The organism is Streptococcus sp. A12, assembly GCF_905372335.1.
In the GTDB taxonomy this organism is placed as follows: Bacteria; Bacillota; Bacilli; order Lactobacillales; family Streptococcaceae; genus Streptococcus.
Map to the genome: position 1 here is coordinate 20,653 of NZ_CAJPOU010000001.1, position 20,669 is coordinate 41,321.

Below are 20,669 nucleotides of genomic sequence, written 5' to 3' on the forward strand. Positions count from 1 at the left end.
AATAAAATTGATAGAAAAGAGAATCTTCACATGAAACGTCCATTTATTAGTAGAGAAAATTTAAAACAAATTACGGAAACCTATCCAACTCCCTTTCACCTATATGATGAAGCTGGGATCCGGCAGACAGCTCGTGCCCTCCATCAAGCCTTTTCTTGGAATCCAGGCTTTAAGGAGTATTTCGCTATCAAAGCGACCCCTAATCCAGCCATCCTAAAAATCCTCAAAGAAGAAGGCTGTGGCGTGGACTGTGCTAGCTATGTGGAGCTGCTGATGGCACAAAAATTAGGGTTTACAGGCCAAGAAATCATGTTTTCTTCCAACAATACACCGGCTGAAGAGATGGTCTTTGCCCGTCAGCTAGGAGCGACTATCAACTTGGATGCCTACGAAGATGTAGCCTTTCTACAATCTGTTGCGACACTACCGGAGATCATCTCTTGCCGCTATAATCCAGGAGGGGTGTTTGAACTGGGAACGGATATCATGGACCATCCTGAAGAGGCTAAGTTCGGCATGACCAAGGAGCAATTGATCCAAGCATTTACGGAGTTGAAAGATTTAGGAGTCAAACGATTTGGGATCCATGCCCTCTTAGCTTCGAATACCGTCTCCAATGATTACTATCCAGAATTGGCTAAGCAATTATTCCAGTTGGCAGTAGAAGTGGTTGAAAAGACAGGGGTTACCTTGGACTTTGTCAACCTCTCTGGTGGGGTTGGAGTGAACTACAAACCAGAAGACCAACCAAATGATATTGCTGTGATTGGGGAAGGTGTTCGTCAGGCTTACGAGGACATTTTAGTTCCAGCAGGCTTGGATCAAGTGAAAATCTATACAGAATTAGGCCGCTTTATGCTAGCACCACATGGCCTATTGGTCACCCATGTCACCCATAAGAAACAGACTTATCGGACCTATCTAGGAGTAGATGCTTCGGCTGTCAACCTCCTCCGTCCCGCTATGTACGGGGCCTACCACCATATTACCAATCTCGATCGTCCAGATGGAGAGACAGAAGTAGTAGATATTGTTGGTAGTTTGTGTGAAAATAATGACAAGTTTGCCAAAAATCGGGAATTTCCTGTTTCTGAGATTGGGGATCTTTTGGTCATCCATGATACAGGAGCGCATGGTTATTCCATGGGCTATCAATACAATGCCAAGCTCCGCTCTGCCGAGATTTTATTAGAAGAATCGGGCCAAACTCGTCTTATCCGACGGGCCGAAAAACCTGAGGATTACTTTGCAACATTGTATGGCTTTGACTTTGAAAAATAGGGCCTTTTTGGTATAATAGAAAATGTGTAAATATTGAATTTAGGAGAAAAACACTTATGTCTACACTTTTGACAATTTTATTGATTATCCTTGCCTTCTTTGGTGGAATGTTGGCAGGTATGTACCTACTTCGCAAGCAGTTTGAAAAAGAATTTGCATCAAACCCACGTTTGAATGTTGAAGCAGTCCGTACATTGTTGGGAGCTAGTGGTCAACGTCCAAGTGAAGCGAAGGTGCAACAAGTTTATCGTCAAATTCTGAACCAACAAAAAGCATCTTTGAATACGAAGAAGAAATAAAAGCAAAACAGATGATACAATAAAATAAGTAGGGGGACTTTAAGATTTTTCTTGGTCCCTTGTTTTGAAAGGAAGGCAGATGGACAATCGACCAATTGGTTTTTTGGATTCGGGTGTCGGAGGGTTAACCGTTGTTCGCGAATTGATGCGGCAACTTCCCCATGAAGAGGTGGTCTATATTGGTGATTCCGCTAGAGCACCTTATGGCCCGAGACCAGCAGATCAAATTCGTGACTATACTTGGGAGATGGTTCGTTTTCTCCTAACGAAAAATGTGAAGATGATTGTTTTGGCCTGTAATACGGCGACAGCTGTTGTATGGGAAGAGGTGAAAGAAGCCTTGGACATCCCAGTTCTAGGAGTGATTTTGCCAGGAGCTTCCGCAGCAATCAAGGCGACAAAAAGCAAACGAATTGGAGTCATTGGGACCCCGATGACGGTTGCTTCAGATATTTATCGGAAAAAAATTCAAAGCCTGTCACCAGAAATGGCAGTAGAGAGTTTAGCTTGTCCGAAATTTGTCCCTCTGGTTGAATCCAATGAGTTGCAGTCCAGTGTTACAAAAAAAGTTGTCTATGAAACCTTGAAACCTTTGGCTGGGAAAGTGGATACACTGGTTTTGGGATGCACCCATTATCCGCTCCTTCGCCCTATTATTCAAAATGTCATGGGGCCAGAGGTTCAGTTAATTGATAGCGGTGCTGAGTGTGTCCGCGACATCTCAGTCTTGCTCAACTATTTTGAGATTAATCGCAGTCGCCAACTGGAGGATTGCCACCATCAGTTTTATACAACGGCCAATGCAGCCAGTTTTGCAGCGATTGCTAAGACTTGGTTGCATCAAGTCGTTCATGTGGAGCATGTAGAATTATGAACCAAAAGATATATGAATACAAAGACGCCTTAAATTGGTTTCTAGCTGAATGGGGAGATCGGAGTGACTATAACGAATATAGCGAAGTCTCTTCAGAAGCTTCTGAGCTTGTTGACCTAGTAGAATCACTAGTTGGAGACACAGACTTGGGCTTTCCCCTAAATGTAACGGTTGTTCGTTACGCCTCTAGTTTGCAGTTTTTGACCTTCCTCTTTCAAATCGTTGAGGAAACACTAGGTCGCAAAATTGAAATCGTGCAACGTCAAGGAGCTCTTCTCATTGTAGAAGGAGAGCAGTTGCTCTCAGTCTATCTGCCAAAGAATGGTCTTCCACTTGCAGATTTTTTGGGCCAGGAAGGTCTTAAGGATCGCTTGCTAATTGCTACTCGGAATGAAGGAAAAACCAAAGAGTTTCGTCAGATCTTTGGGCAAATGGGCTTTGAAGTTGAGAATCTCAATGACTATCCAGATCTTCCAGAAGTCGCTGAAACAGGAATGACATTTGAAGAAAATGCTCGCCTAAAAGCTGAGACAATTTCACAGCTAACAGGGAAAATGGTGTTGGCGGATGATTCAGGACTCATGGTCGATATCCTTGGGGGCTTACCAGGTGTCTGGTCTGCTCGCTTTGCAGGTGTGGGAGCGACCGACTTAGAGAACAATGCCAAGCTCTTACACGAGTTGGCGATGGTCTTTGAATTGAAGGATCGGTCAGCAAAATTTCATACAACCTTAGTAGTTGCCAGTCCTGGTAAGGAGAGCCTTGTTGTGGAGGCGGATTGGCCAGGATATATCAATTTTGAACCAAAAGGTGAGAACGGGTTTGGCTATGATCCCCTCTTTCTAGTAGGAGAAACAGGTAAGACATCTGCTCAACTAACTCTAGAGGAGAAAAATCAACAATCGCATCGTGCTTTAGCCGTGAAGAAATTAGTAGAGGTATTCCCAGCATGGCAGAACAAGTAATCATCGTCATGAGCGATTCTCATGGAGATCGTCAGATCGTAGAAGAGATCAAAGACCACTATAAAGGAAAGGTCGATGCCATTTTTCACAACGGGGATTCTGAGTTAGAAAGTACCGACCCTGTATGGGAAGGCATTCATGTTGTCAAAGGGAACATGGACTTTTATGGGGAGTACCCTGAACGTCTGGTGACGCAATTGGGTCCTACTCGGATTATTCAAACCCATGGTCATCTTTTCCAAATTAATTTTAGTTTTCAAAAGTTAGATTTGTGGGCCCAGGAAGAAGATGCAGATATCTGCCTCTATGGCCATCTGCATATTCCGGATGCTTGGAAGGAAGGGCGTACCCTTTTTCTGAACCCTGGGTCAGTCAGTTTACCGCGGGGGCCCATTCAAGAGTGCCTCTATGCTAAAGTGGAAATTGATGCAGATTCCTATCGAGTTGAATTTTTAAATCGGAAGCATGAGGTCTATGAACCTCTTACAAAGGAGTTTGATAGATGATCGCCAAGGAATTTGAGGAGTTTATTCTCCGAGAAGAAAAGACTTTTTTGACTCCAGCTCGCAATTTGGCTGTCTTGATTGATACGCATAATGTGGATCATGCCATCTTGGTGCTGAGTCAAATTAGCTACACTCGTGTTCCTGTTGTGACCGATCAAATGATATACGTAGGGACGATTTCTTTAACAGATATTCTTTCTTACCAAATGAAACATGATTATTCTGATGAAATCTTTTCATCCATGGACATCGTTCATATGACAAAAACGGATGGGGAGCGCCTTGGAAAAGAGTATACTGTGACGGAAGTCTTGCATAAGTTGGTAGAGGAATCCTTTCTACCGGTTGTTTCAGAGGATGGAGTCTTTGAAGGAATCATCACTCGAAAATCCATTTTAAAAGCCATCAATTCCCTCATGCACAATTTCTCAAATGAATATGAGATGAGGAAAAAATGAAAGAATACATAGCTAGTTTTATCAAAGAAAAAGACTTGAGTGAAAATTCACAGACGGCTTATTCTTATGATTTGGATCAGTTCGTGGATACTGTTCATAACCATGTCTCAGATACCAATCTTCGGATTTATCAAGCTTCGATTAAAGATTTTAAACCAGCTGTTCAAAAACGGAAGCTTTCAGCCGTCAACCAATTTTTGTTTTATCTTTATCAACATCAAGTTATCGAGGATTACCATCGCTTGGTCCTTCCGAAAGTCTCTGTGCCGAAAAGCCACGACCAAGAACTATTGGACTTATCCCTCTTGTGGGAAGGGTCAGAACTATCCCAAGGCCGCTTGATTGCCCTATTGATTGTCGAGATGGGCTTGTTGCCTAGTGAAATTCTTCAGTTGAAAATCGTTGATATTGAACTCGACTTTCAGGTTTTACGAGTAGGAAAAGAAGGACAAAAACGGGTCTTGCGTATTCCGGAAGCTCTTCTAGGAGAGTTGACGGATTTGATGACGGGGACTTATTTATTTGATAACAAGGGCAAGGCCTATTCACGTCAGTGGGGCTTCCGTCAATTAGAGTCCTTCCTGTTGGAAAAAGGATTTGAGAATCTTTCGGCGCAATCCTTACGGGAACAATACATTTTAAAACAGAGAGAGCAGGGGATGGATCTGTTTAGCATCGCCCGCGAGCTCGGTTTAAAAACTCTTGTTACCTTAGAAAAGTATAAGTAATGGATATTAAAATAAAGGATTTTGAAGGTCCCTTGGATCTTCTTTTACACCTCGTTTCAAAATACCAAATGGATATTTATGAGGTTCCTCTAATTGAGGTGATTGAGCAGTACTTGGCCTATCTAACAACCCTTCAAGCCATGCGGTTAGAGGTTGCTGGTGAATACATGCTGATGGCCAGTCAGTTGACCTTGATTAAGAGTCGGCGTCTCCTTCCAAAAATTGCGGAGCAAGCAACGGATGAAGAAGATTTGGAGCAGGACCTCCTGTCTCAAATCGAAGAGTACCGGAAGTTTAAACTACTGGGTGAAAAAATGGCCCTTCAACACGAGGAGAGAGCCCAGTACTTTTCAAAACCCAAAACGGAATTAGTCTATGATGATGATGAATTGGTCCATGACAAGACCACGATAGATCTTTTCTTGGCCTTTTCAAAATTGTTAACGAAAAAGAAAGAAGAATTTCGACAAAATCATACGACTATTGTTCGAGACGAGTATAAAATTGAAGACCTGATGAATGTCGTTCGTCACTTGTGTCAACCTGGTAAGAGAATCTTGCTACAAGATATTTTTGAGGAAGCCAAGGATGTCAACGAACTGATTACAGTCTTTTTGGCGACTTTGGAATTAATTAAAGTACAAGAAGTTGAGGCTCTTCAAGAAGAACCATTTGGAGATATTATTTTAGTAGGATTAAAGAATGAGTAAAATTGCAGAGATGGAGGCCCTCTTGTTTGTTGCAGGAGAAGATGGTTTAACGGTGAGACAGATTGCCGACCTCTTATCCCTTCCTCCCACAGGGGTGATTCAAAGTTTAGAAAAATTGGCCCAGAAATATGAGCAGGATCAAGATTCTAGTATGGCCTTATTAGAGACAGCGTCAACCTATAAATTAGTGACCAAATCCCAATATGCAGAGCTGTTACGTGAGTATTCAAAGTCACCAATGAATCAAAGTCTCTCTCGTGCCGCCTTGGAAACTCTCTCTATCATTGCCTATAAACAGCCGATTACTCGGATTGAAGTCGATGATATTCGAGGGGTTAACTCAAGTGGAGCTATTTCAAAATTACTTTCTTTTGAGTTGATTCGAGAAGATGGGAAGAAAGAAGTCATTGGGAGACCTAATCTCTATGTGACGACAGATTACTTTTTGGATTACATGGGGATAAACCATCTAGACGAGCTACCAATTGTTGAAGAGACTGAGTTAATCGGTCAAGAAAGCCAATTATTTACAGAAAGAACTGAGGAAATTGATGAGAATTAATAAATATATTGCTCATGCTGGTATCGCAAGCCGCCGCAAAGCAGAGGCATTGATTAAGCAAGGCCTTGTCACTGTAAATGGCCAAGTGGTCCGTGAATTGGCGACGACGATCAAGTCTGGAGACAAGGTAGAAGTAGAAGGTCAACCAATATACAATGAGGAGAAGGTTTACTACCTCTTAAATAAACCAAGAGGGGTCATCTCCAGTGTATCAGACGATAAAGGGAGACCAACTGTTATTGATTTGTTACCGCAAGTCAAGGAACGGATTTATCCTGTCGGTCGTTTGGACTGGGATACTTCTGGTGTCCTGATTTTGACCAATGATGGTGATTTTACGGATGAAATGATCCACCCGCGTAATGAGATTGATAAGGTTTATGTTGCGCGCGTGAAGGGATTGGCGAACAAAGAAAACTTGCGTCCCTTGACTCGTGGTGTGACCATTGATGGCAAAAAGACCAAGCCAGCTACCTATGAGATTCTAAAGGTTGATCCAGAAAAGAATCGCTCAGTTGTCCAATTGACCATCCATGAAGGACGCAATCACCAAGTCAAAAAGATGTTTGAAGCCGTTGGCCTCTTGGTGGATAAATTGTCCCGGACCCAATTTGGAAATCTAGACGTTTCTGGACTTCGTCCTGGTGAATACCGCCGTCTCAATAAAAAAGAAATTAGCCAATTGCATACCCTTGCAGTGACAAAGACGAAAAAATAATGAAGAAATGTGCGATCGGCCTTGTTCGTCTCTATCAACGCCTTCTTTCTCCCCTCTTTCCACCTTCCTGTCGCTATAGTCCTACCTGTTCCAACTATATGATCCAGTCTATTGAACGGCATGGTTTGAAAGGGATTCTGATGGGGCTTGCTCGGATTCTTCGTTGCCATCCCTGGAGCAAGACTGGAGTAGATCCAGTTCCAGATCATTTCAGTCTGAGAAGCCACCTAGAAGAAGAGAAAAGCGAAAATTAAGTTAGAGCAAACTTCTATAAGAAGTCATACTCAGAGCAAAGAAAAAAGTTTTGGAAATTCTCCAAAACTTTTTGTTTTTAGCGATCTGACCAGGTGCGAGGCATAAAGAGTAGTAACATCGGGTAGATCTCTAACCGTCCTGCAATCATGGCAATTGATAGTAAGAATTTAGAGATGGGGCTAAAGATAGCGAAGGTATCCGTTGTCCCAATCATCGGTCCGATATTGTTAAAGCAACTAAAGACTGCACTGACAACCGTCATAAAATTGTTGCTGTCAAAGCTGACAACCGCAATGAGGGCGATTGTAATCAAGGTATAGACTACGAAATATTTTAAGATTTTGTGCTGGGTGTCTTTATCCAAGGCAGTGCCATTCACATGCAGGGTCATCACCCGATTGGGCGAGAGAGTCGAACGAATTTGATTCTTCCCGATCCGAGCTAGAATTAAGCAGCGAATCACTTTTAGTCCCCCAGCCGTTGACCCAGCGGATCCACCAACCACCATGAGCATGAGAAGGAGGAACTGAGAAAAGAGCGGCCAATCAACAGTATTGCCAAAACCAAATCCAGTCGTGGTAATGACATTGGAGACTTGGAAAAAGGACATTTCAAAACTATCTGCAAAATTATGATAGAGATGGAAAATGTTGCAGGCAATCAGAAGGGAAGAAACCCCGACAATCATCAGGTAGGTGCGAAGTTCTTCATCGCCGAAGAAGGCTTTGAACTTGCGAAGCATGATGTAGTAATAAAGGTTAAAATTGACCCCAAAGACCAAGACTCCAAAGCTGACCAAATAGGTGATGAGCGTCGAATGGTAGTGGGCAATCCCGTCGTTGAAGACGGTGAATCCACCGGTACCAGCAGTTCCCATAGCAATGATAAAGCTATCATAAAGAGGCATGCCAGCACAGAAGTAGATCACGACAAAGAGGAAGAAGAGGGCCAAATAGAGGTAATAAAGGATTTGAGCTGTGTTCTTCAATTTGGATACAATTTTACCAAATACGGGACCAGGCACTTCTGCCTTCATCACTTCGAGGTGGCTGTTCTTGTTATTGTCCATAATAGCTAGTGCAAAGACTAGCACCCCCATCCCTCCAATCAAGTGGGTGAAACTACGCCAGAAAAGAAGGGAAGGACTGAGGACGGAGACGTCATTTAAAATGGTTGCCCCTGTAGTCGTAAAACCAGAGCTAACTTCGAAAAATGCATCAATGATGTTTGGGATTTGTCCTGAAAAGACAAAAGGAAGAGCACCAAAGAAGGACCAGAGGATCCAACACAAAGCCACAATCAGAACGCCTTCCTTAGCATAGATGTGAAAATCTTTGGGTTTGAAAAAGGAACCAATGCCTCCCAATATAAGGAGGATGGCAATGGTTGCAAATAGGGAGATAAAGACAGTTGGGCTATCCTTGACAACAAAATCGTTCTTTAGATTGAGAAGTGCAACCACAATCGGCACACAGAGCAACATGGCTTCAATCAGAAGGAGTTTTGCTAAAAGGTAGCGAATCATACTTTTGTTCATGGCTTACCCCTCTAACAAATCATAGATTTTAGTGATGTTGCTGATTAGGGTAGTAACGATAATGCGATCCCCTATCAAAAGATGGTCATCTCCAGTTGGGAAAATAGCTTTCCCGTTTCGAATAATGGCTGCGATGAGAACACCTTTTTTCAATTTCAGTTGTGCCAAAGGTTTGCCCGTCATTTTGTTTTCTTCGCGAATCTGGAATTGAAGGGTCTCGATTTGACCGTTGGCGACGTGGTGCAAGGCTTCAAGATTTGAATAGCGGGCATTATAGCGACCACGAATGAAGTGCATGATGGTGTCCACTGCAATGCCTTTGGGTGTCACAATACTTGAAAAATCTTGCCGATCAATAATTTCCAGTAGGCTAGTCCGGTTGACCTTGGTAATATTCTTTTGAACACCTACGCTATTTAGGAACATAGAAGCGATAATATTTTCTTCATCGACCCCTGTTAGAGTCGCCACGGCATCAAAGTTACCTGCGCGCTCTTCCATTAGAATATCTTTTGATGTCCCATCTCCCTGGATAACATAGAGATCAGGGAATTCTTGACTAAACCATTCTGCCCGTTTTTGATCGATTTCAATGACTTTTAAGTCGATCTTCCGTTTGCTATTTTCCAAAATATTTAGGAGGTAGTAAGAAATCTTGCCAGCTCCAATCAAAAGCAGACTTTTAACAACTTGCGGTCGAATGCTATTGTGGAAACTTACAATTTCGACTCGATTTCCAGTCATGAAAATCTTATCAAAGGCTTGTAAAGTGAAGTCGCCATCTGGAATCGTTAACTGACCTTGCCGTTCGATAGCACAGATAATGATGTTTCCGTATTTCTTTCTGAATTGAGAAAGAGTCATCTGGCAGAGCGGGCTTTCCTCCTTGATTTTGAACTCCATGAAGGCCACTCGACCACCAGCGAAGTGCTCAACAGATAAGGCATTTGGGAAGTCAATGCTATTAGCGATATAGCGAGCAGCAAGAAGCTCAGGATTGACGACTAGTGAGAAGCCGAGAATATTTTTCTCTTTAAAATAGGAATTTGAGTATTCCGGATTGCGGACCCGGACAATGGTTTCTTTGGCTCCCATTTTTTTGGCTAAGACGGCAGAAACCATGTTAACTTCGTCTTGCTCTGTCAGGGCGACAAAGATGTCACAGTCGGCCACATCTGCTTGTTCTAGAATCTTAAAGTTGGCACCATTTCCAACAATACCAATGATATCGTAGCGTTTGGTAATGTGATTAACGACGGCTTCATCTTGTTCGATCAAAATGACATCGTGATTTTCTGCGACGAGGGAACGACAGAGTGCTGTTCCGACTTTACCGCCTCCAACTACAATAATTTTCATGAATATTTCCTCCAAAGTATGATTCTATCTTACTCTATTTTCAAAAAAAAATCACCTTTTAATAGTGGAAATAGGGCATAAAGAACCAGATTCTCTAAACTACATGAAAGAGGATGTAAAAAAGTGAAATTTTTTTGTCGAAATAGTTGACAGGAGGCATGAAAGTGGTATACTGATACAGTAACCTCATTGATTTACCTCAAACCTGTTGTGAGTTAAGTTAATGAAGTCGTAACCACGCTGTTTGCTGAGCTTGACTCCGGGCAGTGTGGCTATTTTTTTGCCAGAAATGAGATTGTGATGAATATTGAAGAATTAGCTTATACAGAAACCAAATCAAAAAACCATGTAGTTCTCTATCAACCTCAAATCCCCCAAAACACAGGGAACATTGCTCGTACTTGTGCAGCTACCAATGCCCCCCTTCACATCATTCGGCCCATGGCTTTTCCTATCGATGATCGGAAGATGAAACGTGCGGGACTGGATTATTGGGATAAGTTAGATGTTCGCTTCTACGACAGCTTGGATGAATTTATGGAGGCCGCAGCTGGAGGAAAGGTCCACCTGGTTTCAAAATTTGCTGACCAGACCTATTCAGATGTGGATTACAATGATGATGCAGAACATTATTTCATTTTTGGTCGCGAGGACAAAGGTTTGCCAGAGGATTTTATGCGGCTTCATGCTGAAAAGGCGATTCGGATTCCGATGAATGATGAGCATGTTCGAAGCTTGAATGTCTCCAATACCGTTTGTATGATTGTATACGAAGCCCTCAGACAACAGGAGTTTGCAGGCTTAGAGTTGGTCCATCAGTATGAGGGAGATAAGTTGAAGTAGGAAGAGGCTCTTTGCAAAAGGGGTTTCGTTGTAACTTTTGATATTACAAAACACTTGCAATAGCAGGTGTTTTTTGTTATGATTAAGGAGTCTTCAGGGCAGGGTGTAATTCCCGACCGGCGGTGACTTTTACTAGGAAATGCTCTTTTCCTTTTCTACTTTGTTGCCAAGCTTTGCCTAACTAAAAGTTATGCCTAGAGCTTGTCGCCTCGTCTAAAAGAAAAATCTCCATTTCCATACTCTAAAAGAAGTCCGCGAGCGCAAGCTGATGTGGTGTGACTCCACAACCGACAGTATAGTCTGGATGGGAGAAGACGAGAGAGGAACAAACCTGTTCTTATTGATGATGGACTTGATGGAAATTTTGTTGATTTTATAAGAAATTAGTCTTTGCGCTTTTTCTTGTAGCATCAGGGCTTTTTTCGTTAAGTATTAAGGAACTGTTTAAGTTTTCTTTAAAACGATTGAAATAGAATAAGGTTAAGGGAATCTTTCCAACTTCTTCTAATTTTAGTAAAAATTGGAGGAACCTGTGATGACAAATACTCGTAAACTGACCCTAGTGGCTGTTTTATCTGCACTTTCTTTTCTATTGATGTTTTATCAACTATCAATAGGGATTGATTTTTTAAAGGTTGACTTTAGTACGATTCCAATCTTACTCGCCTTAGTTCTATTAGATTTGAAGAGCTCAGTTGTGGTGGTTTTGATTCGATCGCTTCTCAAGTTAGTTTTGAATGGTCGAGGAGCTGAGACCTTGGTTGGCTTACCAGTTAACATAATTGCTGTCTTAGTCTTTGTCTTAGCATTTGCAGTCATTTGGAATAAGAAGAGAAACCAGGTTCGGTTTGTGATTGCTAGTCTAGTTGGGACCATTGGTTTAACCATTTCCATGCTCCTAGTCAATTACTATTATGCCATCCCTCTCTATGCTAAATTTGTTGGTTTTGACATAGCAAAGATGGTCGGAGTTGAAAAGTATCTTCTCAGTATGGTTGTTCCCTTTAATCTAATAGAAGGACTGATTTGGGCTGTGACCTTCTGGATGGTATACGCCGTCGTACAGCCCCTACTTAAAATCTATGAAAAATAAACAATCTCATTTTTTAAAGGGCTCTTTTGCCCTTTTGTTATTTATGATTCTGGGCTATGTAGTCAAATTTTATCCTGAAAATTTAGTCGGAATCGATCAACCGATTCAATCGGCTATTCGCGGGGATTTACCAGCCTATTTGACAGCCTTCTTTACCCGTGTCACAGTGCTGATGAACACACCAGTTGTTGCATCCTGGGTTGGCGTCATTGTCCTCTTCTTTGTCTGGAAGAAATGGTATACGGAGGCCCTCCTCCTCACCGGGAGTTTGGTTACAACTGGATTACTCGTGGTGATCCTGAAACACATCTATTTACGCCCACGGCCAGCACTGCAACATTTGGTCCAAGAAGGGGGCTATTCTTTTCCAAGTGGTCACTCCTTAGCCGCCACCCTCGTCTTCGGTAGTTTGATCATTGTGGTAGGGCAACGGATGACCTCTCAAGTCGGGAAAGTCCTGGCTCAGATTGCCCTCTTCCTCTGTATAGTAACCATCGTTGTATCTCGTGTCTATGTTGGGGTTCATTACCCGACAGACGTCACAGGAAGTATACTTTTGGGATTTGGTCTTTTGCAAATGGTCTTTCCTTATTACGACCGTTTGCGTTTTGAATGGCGCTTTAAGAGTAAGCAGAAGTAAAGCATGAACGATTTATTTGAAGAAAAGGTCCTAAAGGTCGTTGCTCAGATTCCCCTGGGATGTGTGGCCACCTATGGTCAAATTGCCCAACTCATTGGATATCCTCGTCACGCCCGCCAGGTCGGCAAGGTCTTGGCTACTTCTACAAAAGCTGTGACCTATCCCTGTCATCGGGTCGTGACCTCTACTGGTCGCCTGGCTCCTGATTGGGAAGAGCAAGGCACGCTTCTCTGGGCAGAAGGGGTGGAATGCAAATCCAACGGTTGTGTGGATCTTAAAAAATACAAATGGAAAGCAGAGGAGACTCAACTTTGAGTTCACTCTGCTTTTTTGCTATAATGAGGGGTATGAAATCCTATACGACCTTAAATGATTATTACCGAACCTTATTTGGAGAAAAGACCTTCAAAGTCCCAATCGATGCGGGCTTTGACTGTCCCAATCGTGATGGAACTGTTGCTCGTGGGGGCTGTACTTTTTGTACAGTTTCTGGCTCTGGGGACGCCATCGTAGCACCAGATGCCCCTATTCGGGATCAGTTTTACAAAGAAATTGATTTTATGCACCGCAAATGGCCCGATGTCAAAAAGTATTTGGTCTATTTTCAAAATTTCACTAATACGCATGAATCCGTCGATGTCATTCGGGAGCGCTATGAGCAAGCCATCAATGAACCGGGTGTCGTAGGGATTAACATCGGGACACGACCAGACTGCTTGCCGGATGAAACATTGGCCTATCTAGCAGAATTGACAGAGCGCATGCATGTGACTATTGAGCTGGGTTTGCAGACGACCTATGAAACGACATCTGGATTGATCAACCGAGCCCATAGCTATGAACTCTATGTGGAAACGGTGAAGCGGATTCGCCAACAGGTCCCTAAGGCAGAGATTGTTTCACACTTAATTAACGGTCTTCCAGGGGAGACGCATGAGATGATGGTGGAAAATGTCCGCCGTTGTGTAACAGACAACGATATCCAGGGCATTAAATTGCACCTGCTCCATCTGATGACCAATACCCGGATGCAACGAGACTACCATGAAGGGCGATTGCAATTGATGAGTCAGGAGGAATACGTGTCGGTCATCTGTGACCAACTGGAGATTATTCCCAAGGAGATCGTCATCCACCGGATTACAGGAGATGCTCCACGCGAAATGCTGATAGGACCGATGTGGAGTCTCAATAAGTGGGAAGTACTGAATGCTATTGAAACAGAAATGCGTCGCCGTGGAAGTGTTCAAGGTTGTAAAGTAGGAAAATAGGAGGAGTAGCATGTTGCGACCATTAGAGATGGCCCATGATTTTCTTAGGGAGGTCATTACAGATCAAGATACTGTGGTTGATGCGACCATGGGCAATGGGCATGATACCCTTTTCTTGGCGAAACTAGCCAAAGAAGTCTATGCATTTGATATTCAAGAACAGGCCTTGATCCATACGCAAAAGCGCTTGGAAGAAGCAGGACTTTCCAATGCCCATCTTCTTTTAAAGGGGCATGAAGAAATAGATCTTTATGTGGACCAGGTCAAGGCGGCTATCTTCAACTTAGGCTATCTTCCTTCAGCAGACAAGTCCATCATTACCCAGCCTAAAACAACGATCCAAGCCATCGATAAACTTTGTCACTGCTTGATCAAGGGTGGGCGGATTGCCATTATGATCTATTATGGTCATGAGGGTGGGGACCTAGAAAAAGATGCTGTCTTGGAGTTTGTCTCCCAACTTCCTCAACAAGAATTTACGGTCACTAGTTACCGGACCCTGAACCAGATCAATCATCCCCCATTTTTGGTCATGATCGAAAAATTAGAAAGTTACCGTCATGGATAAAGAATTTTTAAAAAATAAAATTGATACTCTTCGCCACGATTTTGTGGAGTCCACCTCTCATGAACGTGCCGTTGGTTTTTTAGATGAAGCACGGATGAGCAAAAAGATGATCAAAATCAAGAAGAAGTTGGTTTCTCTTGAAATGGAACGTTGCCAGAAGAAAATTGAGCACAAGGATCTGACAAAGATTGATCAAAAGATCCAAGAACAAAAGCAACTCTTTGAGGATTGTTGTAACCAACGATCAGGAGGATAAGGGATGGAGATTCTTGTATACGCCATTGTCTTTTCATTGATCCTGATTGTCTCCAATGCGACCAATAAGTTGATTCCGACTTTACCCCTCCCTTTGATCCAGATATTATTGGGGATTGGGATTGGCTTTCTCTTACCCAATTCGGAGTACCACTTAGATACCGAGCTCTTTTTGGCCTTGGTTATTGGACCATTACTCTTTCGAGAAGCAGAAGAAGCAGACATTACCTCGATTCTGAAGCACTGGCGCATTATCGCCTTTTTAATCTTCCCAGTTATTTTTATTTCGACCCTTAGCTTGGGGTGGTTGGCCCATCTCTTGTGGCTAGGAATTCCACTAGCGGCCTGTATGGCAGTAGGAGCAGCGCTCGGGCCGACTGATTTGGTGGCTTTTGCCTCCCTTTCGGAACGCTTTACCTTTCCAAAACGAATCTCCAACATTCTAAAAGGAGAGGGCTTGCTCAATGATGCTTCAGGTTTGGTGGCCTTTCGTGTGGCTCTAGCTGCTTGGACCACTGGAGTATTTTCCTTGGGCCAAGCTAGTTGGGACTTGGTCATCTCTATTTTAGGAGGGTTTGCGGTCGGGATTGTGACAGCTGCTGTCAACCGTGGGCTTCAAAAATTACTGCTCAGTGTTCGGGCAACGGATATTGCCAGTGAACTCATTTTAGAATTGAGTCTCCCCTTACTGACCTTCTTTATCGCAGAAGAGATCCATGTATCAGGGATTATTGCGGTTGTCGTGGCTGGGATCCTAAAGGCTAGTCGGTTTAAGAAAATTACCCTACTAGAAGCCAAGGTGGATACGGTCACGCATACGGTATGGAATACAGTCAATTTTGTCCTCAATGGGTCTGTCTTTGTCCTCTTGGGGATGGAGCTGGAGATGATTTCTGAGCCAATTTTGAGGACTCCCTTTTACAACAATCTGCTCTTGATTGTGACTGTTCTCTTATTGACGGGGCTCTTGTTCCTGATTCGCTTTTTGATGGTGTATGGATTTTACTGGTATCGGGGTTTCCGATTGAAAAAATCCATTGATAAGTATCTGAAAGATGCCCTCTTGTTGACCTTTTCAGGGGTCAAAGGAACAGTGTCCATCGCAACCATTCTCTTGATACCGACGCATCTAGAAGCAGAATATCCAGTTCTCTTGTTTTTAGTAGCAGGGGTCACCTTGTGTAGTTTCTTAATCGGACTTCTCGTCCTCCCAAAACTATCCGAGGGCAAAGAGGAATCCAATGATCATTTGATGCATATTGCTATCTTGAATGATGTCGTCATGCTATTGGAGAAAGAGTTGACGGTGACCAAACAGAAGGGTCCTTTATACGCGGCGATTGATAATTATCATGGACGGATAGAAAATATGATTCTCAATCAGGAGGATAAAGCGACTCAAAGAGACTGGGAACAACTAAAACTCCTTATTCTTAGTATTGAAAACGATGGCTTGGAACAGGCTTATGAAGAAGGAAAGATTCGAGATAGAAGTTACCATGTCTACCAACGTTATCTTCGATCCATGGAGCAGAAGGTCAACCGCAATCTGTCATCGCGCCTGACCTATTATTTCTTGGTACTCTTCCGCTTGCTCCGACTGCTGTTGCACGAGCTTGTGACCTTTGGATCCGGTATTCGGGCATGGAAAAACGGAGAGAATTACAAGCTCGAAGCCATCGACTATGACCAGATTGCTGCCTTGTATCTGGCCAATACGGAAATCATTATCGAGAGTTTGGAAAACCTAAAAGGGATTTATCGGAGTACCTTGATTTCCTTCCTTCAAGAATCTCGTCTGCGGGAAACATCGTTGATTACCAGTGGTGCTTTTGTAGAGCGGGTTATCAATCGCATCAAGCCCAATAATATTGACGAGATGCTAAGAGGCTATTACTTAGAAAGAAAATTGATTTTCGAATATGAGGAGCAGCACTTAATTTCGGCCAAGTATGCGCGTCGCATGCGCCAAAATGTCAACGAATTGGAAAACTATTCCTTAAGAGAAAGTGCCAATACTCTTCCTTATGACATGATCAATTATGCTCGGAATCGGTAAAAGTGAGTTTCCGCTTTAATAGAAGAAAAGAGATTGGTGACGCTTGACCCAATCTCTTTGTTTTGTATCTTAGTAAGTCTTTTTACTGCTCTGGCTGGATATAATAGCGTTCTTCCCCGATTGGAATCAGCTGGACCTTTCCCCCGTAAAAAGCTGATAGCGTTTCTTGGGTGAGAATTTCCTCCTTAGGTCCTTGGGCAAAACTTTGTCCCTCCTTGAGGAGAAGGACATGGCTAAAGGACTTGGTGATTTCCTCTGCATGGTGGGTGACAAAGAGAATGGTCGGCGCCTTTTCCATCTGCTTTATCTGTTGGATTAGCTGAAAGATCGCTTCCCGAGCAAATAAGTCAAGCCCACTAGAGGCTTCGTCAAAGATGAGAAGATTGGGCTCTTCCATGAGACTACGGGCGATAAGAATCGTCTGTTTTTCCCCTTGAGAGAGAGTCCGGTATTTTCGCCCAATCAAAGAAGCAGCACCGATGCGACGCAGCATGGATCGTGCTTCCTCAAGTTCTTTATCTCCATAAGCTGTATAGAGAATGCTACTCTTGTATTTCCCTGTGAGGACGATTTCTTCTGGGGATAGAGATTCAGGGATGCGCTCAGAAATAAAGGAGCTGACCACTCCGATTCGCTTGCGGAGCTCCGGAATGCCTCCTTGTCCAAATTGTGTTCCAAGGACAGAAACCTCCCCTTCCGTTTTCCAATATTCCGCCATTAGGAGACGGAGTAGGGTCGATTTGCCAGCACCATTCAGTCCAAGGATGGCCCAGGTTTCCTCCTTATTGACGGTCCAATTCAAACGGGAAAGGAGATTTTTTCCTTCTTTTCTGAGAGTGACGTCTTTCAGTTCAATTAAGCTTTCTTTCATCTTTTTAACCTTCATAAAAATATTCTCTATTTTACCATAAATATGATAAAATAGCAGATAGGAGGAAAGGGATGTTTCATAAAAGTAAATTATTTTTCTGGACCTGTGAAGTCCTATTATTAACGATTATATTCTATATTTGGGGAAGTATGGGAAGCCTGATCTCTCCCTTTGTATCCGTTCTGAATACCATTATTCTTCCATTTTTGATTGCTGGTTTCTTGTACTATATCACCAATCCAATCGTAGAATTTTTGGAAAAGAAATTTCATCTGAATCGAATTTGGGGCATTTTATTAACTCTGGTAACCCTTTTTGGATTGATTATTTATGGGATTGTTTATATCCTGCCTATTTTGATCAACCAGTTGACAAGCTTGATTAATTCAACCCAAGGTTTGTATTGGGAAGTGCAAAGTTTTGTGACGAAGTTATCGAAAAATCCGGCCTTTCAGAGTATCAATATCCAATCAACTATTCAGCAGTTAAACCTGTCTTATGTGGATATTCTTCAAAATATCTTAAACAGTGTGACCAATAGTTTAGGTAGTGTGGTGTCAACGATTGTCAATACACTCTTCATTTTGGTGATGACACCGATATTCTTGGTATACTTCTTGATTGATGGGAAAAAACTGTTACCGATGTTAGAGCGGACTATCCTGAAAAATGATCGGCGGAATATTACCTCTCTCTTAGTGAGTCTCAACCAAACAGTTTCTCGCTATATTAGTGGGATTTCTATCGATGCTTTAATCATCGGGACTTTAGCCTTTATTGGCTACAGTTTTATCGGTTTGAAGTATGCCTTGGTCTTTGCCATTTTCTCAGCCTTGGCCAACCTCATTCCCTATATTGGACCGACGATTGGCTTGATTCCTATGGTGGTTACCTATGCCTTCACGGATTTCAATATGATGATCAAAGCGGTTATCTTCATGCTCATCGTCCAACAGATTGACGGAAATATCCTCTACCCTCGGATTGTGGGAGGGGTGATGAAGGTGCATCCCATTACCATCATGGTCCTCTTGCTCTTATCAAGTAACATCTATGGTGTGATTGGGATGGTTGTGGCCATTCCAGTTTATTCGATCGGTAAAGAGATCGTGAAATTCCTCGCGGCCTTGTATGAGAATCATAAAAAGACAAAGGAACAGCGCAAGCAAGAAGAGTTTGGAATCATTAATAAATCCTAACAGAATAAACGAGAAGGGAATGGGTGACCATTCCTTTTTGAGTATAGACTTAGAAAGGATAGGCTAAGGACTTGAATCGTAAACTTTTACCTTTCCTTTAAGACAATATGTTATAATGAATTAGTAATGATACAAGATCAAGGAGTTTCTATAAGATGATAGAATTGCTTGCCAAGAAGCAGCGACGCCAAATGCGTTTGCTAGAAACATTAATTCGTGAAAAGCGCTGGTTTCATTTGAAGGAACTCGCTGAAATGTTAGATTGTACAGAGCGGTCATTAAAGGAGGATCTTTCAAATTTACGGACGGTCTTTAATGAATTTTTGATTGAATCCTCGACAAATGGTATTAAAATTAGCTATGACGATTCAATTGGGATTGAGGTGGTGTACCATCACTTCTTTAAAGAATCTACAACTTTCTCCCTCTTGGAATACTTGTTCTTCCATAAGGATGTTTCCAGTGACTTAATTTGTAGACGGTATGATCTCAGCCAGTAATCATTTTATCGCTTGATTCGAAATATCAACCAAATTATTCAGGAAAAGTACAATATTCGAATCACCTTGAATCCTCTAAATATTGTGGGGGACGAAGTCGATATTCGCTTTTTCTATTCCCAGTATTTTGCAGAGCGGTATTATTATTTAGAGTGGCCATTTCCAGATATCAGAGAGCAAGTCATCATTGATTTCTTCACCTTCTTCAAATTGACAGAAATCCCACTGACTTATTCGATTTTCCATTCCTATAAAATTATGCTGACGGTCTACCTATACCGGATTAAGCAAGGTTATCGAATTGAAGGGGCCAATAATTTTGAACAATACGCCTATCTCTATCAGGAACTACCAAAAATCAATGAGATGCTTCGTTATTTTGGCTTGCAGTTGGGTGTGGAATTTAACGAAGAAACCATAGAACAACTCTTTATTATCTTCTTACAGAAACGCTTCTATTTTACTCCACAGGGTCTGATTGACGCTACAGAGGAAGACGCTGTTACAAAAAAATCCTATATTTTAGCCTCTCAATTTCTTGATCACCTGAGTGAATCTTATGGTTTAGAACTTGAGAATTATGAAGAGATGATCATACATATTCACAACACTGCCTATTTGGAGCGGCGTGAAATCTTTGGTGAATTTCTTCTCTATGATACTAAGAGCTATACCAATGAGGATTATCGAACCCTCTTCCCTAAATTTTATCTGGATGTTGAAACTGGTTTGTATCACTATCTCAAAGAGATGGGCTTTCATGAAAATCCTGAAAACCTCAAGCATCAGATTTATACCGTATTTTCACATTGGGAAAATCTATTGCCTCAACTATTAAGGAGACGGACAGCTGTCAAGGTCTTAATCATTAGCCGATACGATGACCACGATGCTAAGTCCATGATTGATTTCTTATAATTTTATTGTACGGATAACTCTGAGTTTTCACAGGTCATCAAGCATGACTTTAAACTTCATGAATTAGAGCACACTGAGTATGATGTCATTGTTGCCAACTTTATGATTCCGGATATAAAAGGGAAAAAATTTATTTGTACAAGTAGTTTGACCCTTTTGGAATTTGTAGAAAAACTGAATGTACTCTTTTATGATTTTAC

General features: G+C 42.2%; 24 protein-coding genes, 1 pseudogene and 1 riboswitch. Of the genes and pseudogenes, 22 read left to right on the plus strand and 3 right to left on the minus strand.

The genetic code is table 11. The features are described from left to right. Positions 1–30: 30 nt before the first annotated feature. From QZ158_RS00105 to yidD, 11 genes are all read left to right on the plus strand, one after another. Complete coding sequence (locus tag QZ158_RS00105) at positions 31–1,281, plus strand: diaminopimelate decarboxylase (protein ID WP_293872802.1); 1,251 nt, start codon at positions 31–33, stop codon at positions 1,279–1,281. Between the two features lie 56 nt (positions 1,282–1,337). Next, positions 1,338–1,580, plus strand: a complete 243-nt coding sequence (locus tag QZ158_RS00110) for a YneF family protein (protein WP_293872804.1) — start codon at positions 1,338–1,340, stop codon at positions 1,578–1,580. Between the two features lie 79 nt (positions 1,581–1,659). Further along, the gene (gene racE, locus QZ158_RS00115; RefSeq protein ID WP_006595783.1) at positions 1,660–2,454 is read left to right on the plus strand and encodes a glutamate racemase; all 795 of its coding nucleotides are present in this window, start codon (positions 1,660–1,662) and stop codon (positions 2,452–2,454) included. Next, positions 2,451–3,419: a nucleoside-triphosphate diphosphatase gene (locus tag QZ158_RS00120; protein WP_293872807.1), complete on the plus strand. Its 969-nt coding sequence runs from the start codon at positions 2,451–2,453 to the stop codon at positions 3,417–3,419. Before racE ends, QZ158_RS00120 begins: the two co-directional genes overlap by 4 nt. Beyond that, positions 3,404–3,925 carry a metallophosphoesterase gene (locus QZ158_RS00125; RefSeq protein ID WP_293872809.1) on the plus strand — a complete coding sequence of 174 codons (522 nt, stop codon included), beginning with the start codon at positions 3,404–3,406 and terminating at the stop codon, positions 3,923–3,925. Before QZ158_RS00120 ends, QZ158_RS00125 begins: the two co-directional genes overlap by 16 nt. Beyond that, on the plus strand, positions 3,922–4,383 hold the full coding sequence (gene cbpB, locus QZ158_RS00130; protein WP_293872811.1) for a cyclic-di-AMP-binding protein CbpB: 462 nt from the start codon (positions 3,922–3,924) through the stop codon (positions 4,381–4,383). The genes QZ158_RS00125 and cbpB overlap by 4 nt, the downstream gene beginning before the upstream one ends. Then, positions 4,380–5,111 (plus strand): site-specific tyrosine recombinase XerD, encoded by a 732-nt coding sequence (gene xerD, locus QZ158_RS00135; protein WP_293872813.1) that lies wholly within the window; start codon positions 4,380–4,382, stop codon positions 5,109–5,111. The genes cbpB and xerD overlap by 4 nt, the downstream gene beginning before the upstream one ends. Continuing rightward, a complete protein-coding gene (locus tag QZ158_RS00140) occupies positions 5,111–5,821 on the plus strand; it encodes a segregation/condensation protein A (RefSeq protein WP_293872815.1) in 711 nt (236 codons plus the stop codon). Before xerD ends, QZ158_RS00140 begins: the two co-directional genes overlap by 1 nt. After that, on the plus strand, positions 5,814–6,383 hold the full coding sequence (gene scpB / locus QZ158_RS00145; RefSeq protein ID WP_023024095.1) for an SMC-Scp complex subunit ScpB: 570 nt from the start codon (positions 5,814–5,816) through the stop codon (positions 6,381–6,383). Before QZ158_RS00140 ends, scpB begins: the two co-directional genes overlap by 8 nt. After that, positions 6,373–7,101 carry a pseudouridine synthase gene (locus tag QZ158_RS00150; protein WP_293872816.1) on the plus strand — a complete coding sequence of 243 codons (729 nt, stop codon included), beginning with the start codon at positions 6,373–6,375 and terminating at the stop codon, positions 7,099–7,101. The genes scpB and QZ158_RS00150 overlap by 11 nt, the downstream gene beginning before the upstream one ends. Further along, a complete protein-coding gene (yidD, locus tag QZ158_RS00155; protein ID WP_293872817.1) occupies positions 7,101–7,355 on the plus strand; it encodes a membrane protein insertion efficiency factor YidD in 255 nt (84 codons plus the stop codon). Before QZ158_RS00150 ends, yidD begins: the two co-directional genes overlap by 1 nt. Before the next feature lie 77 nt (positions 7,356–7,432). Here yidD and QZ158_RS00160 read toward each other — a convergent pair whose 3' ends face one another. Both QZ158_RS00160 and trkA read right to left on the minus strand, forming a co-directional pair. Then, a complete protein-coding gene (locus tag QZ158_RS00160; protein ID WP_293872818.1) occupies positions 7,433–8,893 on the minus strand; it encodes a TrkH family potassium uptake protein in 1,461 nt (486 codons plus the stop codon). A gap of 3 nt (positions 8,894–8,896) precedes the next feature. Continuing rightward, entirely contained in the window at positions 8,897–10,252 is a 1,356-nt protein-coding gene (gene trkA / locus QZ158_RS00165; protein WP_293872819.1) for a Trk system potassium transporter TrkA, read from the minus strand. Between the two features lie 300 nt (positions 10,253–10,552). On the opposite strand from trkA, the gene QZ158_RS00170 reads away from it, so the two are divergent. The 8 genes from QZ158_RS00170 (at position 10,553) to QZ158_RS00205 (ending at position 16,981) form a co-directional block, all read left to right on the plus strand. Then, a complete protein-coding gene (locus QZ158_RS00170) occupies positions 10,553–11,095 on the plus strand; it encodes a tRNA (cytidine(34)-2'-O)-methyltransferase (RefSeq protein WP_048688281.1) in 543 nt (180 codons plus the stop codon). An 85-nt stretch (positions 11,096–11,180) separates the two neighbouring features. Further along, positions 11,181–11,415, plus strand: a riboswitch (FMN riboswitch). Positions 11,416–11,630: 215 nt separating this feature from the next. Next, positions 11,631–12,188 (plus strand): ECF transporter S component, encoded by a 558-nt coding sequence (locus QZ158_RS00175; protein ID WP_293872822.1) that lies wholly within the window; start codon positions 11,631–11,633, stop codon positions 12,186–12,188. Then, complete coding sequence (locus QZ158_RS00180) at positions 12,178–12,828, plus strand: phosphatase PAP2 family protein (RefSeq protein WP_293872824.1); 651 nt, start codon at positions 12,178–12,180, stop codon at positions 12,826–12,828. The genes QZ158_RS00175 and QZ158_RS00180 overlap by 11 nt, the downstream gene beginning before the upstream one ends. Positions 12,829–12,831: 3 nt before the next feature. Beyond that, positions 12,832–13,143 carry an MGMT family protein gene (locus QZ158_RS00185; protein WP_048688271.1) on the plus strand — a complete coding sequence of 104 codons (312 nt, stop codon included), beginning with the start codon at positions 12,832–12,834 and terminating at the stop codon, positions 13,141–13,143. 23 nt (positions 13,144–13,166) lie between these two features. Then, a complete protein-coding gene (locus tag QZ158_RS00190) occupies positions 13,167–14,099 on the plus strand; it encodes a TIGR01212 family radical SAM protein (protein ID WP_293872889.1) in 933 nt (310 codons plus the stop codon). Between the two features lie 10 nt (positions 14,100–14,109). Then, complete coding sequence (locus QZ158_RS00195; RefSeq protein WP_293872826.1) at positions 14,110–14,667, plus strand: class I SAM-dependent methyltransferase; 558 nt, start codon at positions 14,110–14,112, stop codon at positions 14,665–14,667. After that, positions 14,660–14,923: a hypothetical protein gene (locus tag QZ158_RS00200; protein ID WP_293872828.1), complete on the plus strand. Its 264-nt coding sequence runs from the start codon at positions 14,660–14,662 to the stop codon at positions 14,921–14,923. Before QZ158_RS00195 ends, QZ158_RS00200 begins: the two co-directional genes overlap by 8 nt. 3 nt (positions 14,924–14,926) lie before the next feature. Continuing rightward, positions 14,927–16,981 (plus strand): sodium:proton antiporter, encoded by a 2,055-nt coding sequence (locus QZ158_RS00205; protein WP_293872830.1) that lies wholly within the window; start codon positions 14,927–14,929, stop codon positions 16,979–16,981. An 82-nt stretch (positions 16,982–17,063) separates the two neighbouring features. Here QZ158_RS00205 and QZ158_RS00210 read toward each other — a convergent pair whose 3' ends face one another. Further along, entirely contained in the window at positions 17,064–17,867 is an 804-nt protein-coding gene (locus tag QZ158_RS00210) for an ABC transporter ATP-binding protein (RefSeq protein ID WP_293872832.1), read from the minus strand. A 56-nt stretch (positions 17,868–17,923) separates the two neighbouring features. On the opposite strand from QZ158_RS00210, the gene QZ158_RS00215 reads away from it, so the two are divergent. From QZ158_RS00215 to QZ158_RS00225, 3 genes and pseudogenes are all read left to right on the plus strand, one after another. Next, a complete protein-coding gene (locus QZ158_RS00215; RefSeq protein ID WP_048688254.1) occupies positions 17,924–19,051 on the plus strand; it encodes an AI-2E family transporter in 1,128 nt (375 codons plus the stop codon). Positions 19,052–19,242: 191 nt separating this feature from the next. Further along, a pseudogene (locus tag QZ158_RS00220) lies at positions 19,243–19,620 on the plus strand (helix-turn-helix domain-containing protein); the annotation flags it as partial. Further along, the gene (locus QZ158_RS00225) at positions 19,618–20,469 is read left to right on the plus strand and encodes a M protein trans-acting positive regulator PRD domain-containing protein (protein ID WP_366928161.1); all 852 of its coding nucleotides are present in this window, start codon (positions 19,618–19,620) and stop codon (positions 20,467–20,469) included. The pseudogene QZ158_RS00220 and the gene QZ158_RS00225, both read left to right, overlap by 3 nt. Positions 20,470–20,669: the final 200 nt, after the last annotated feature.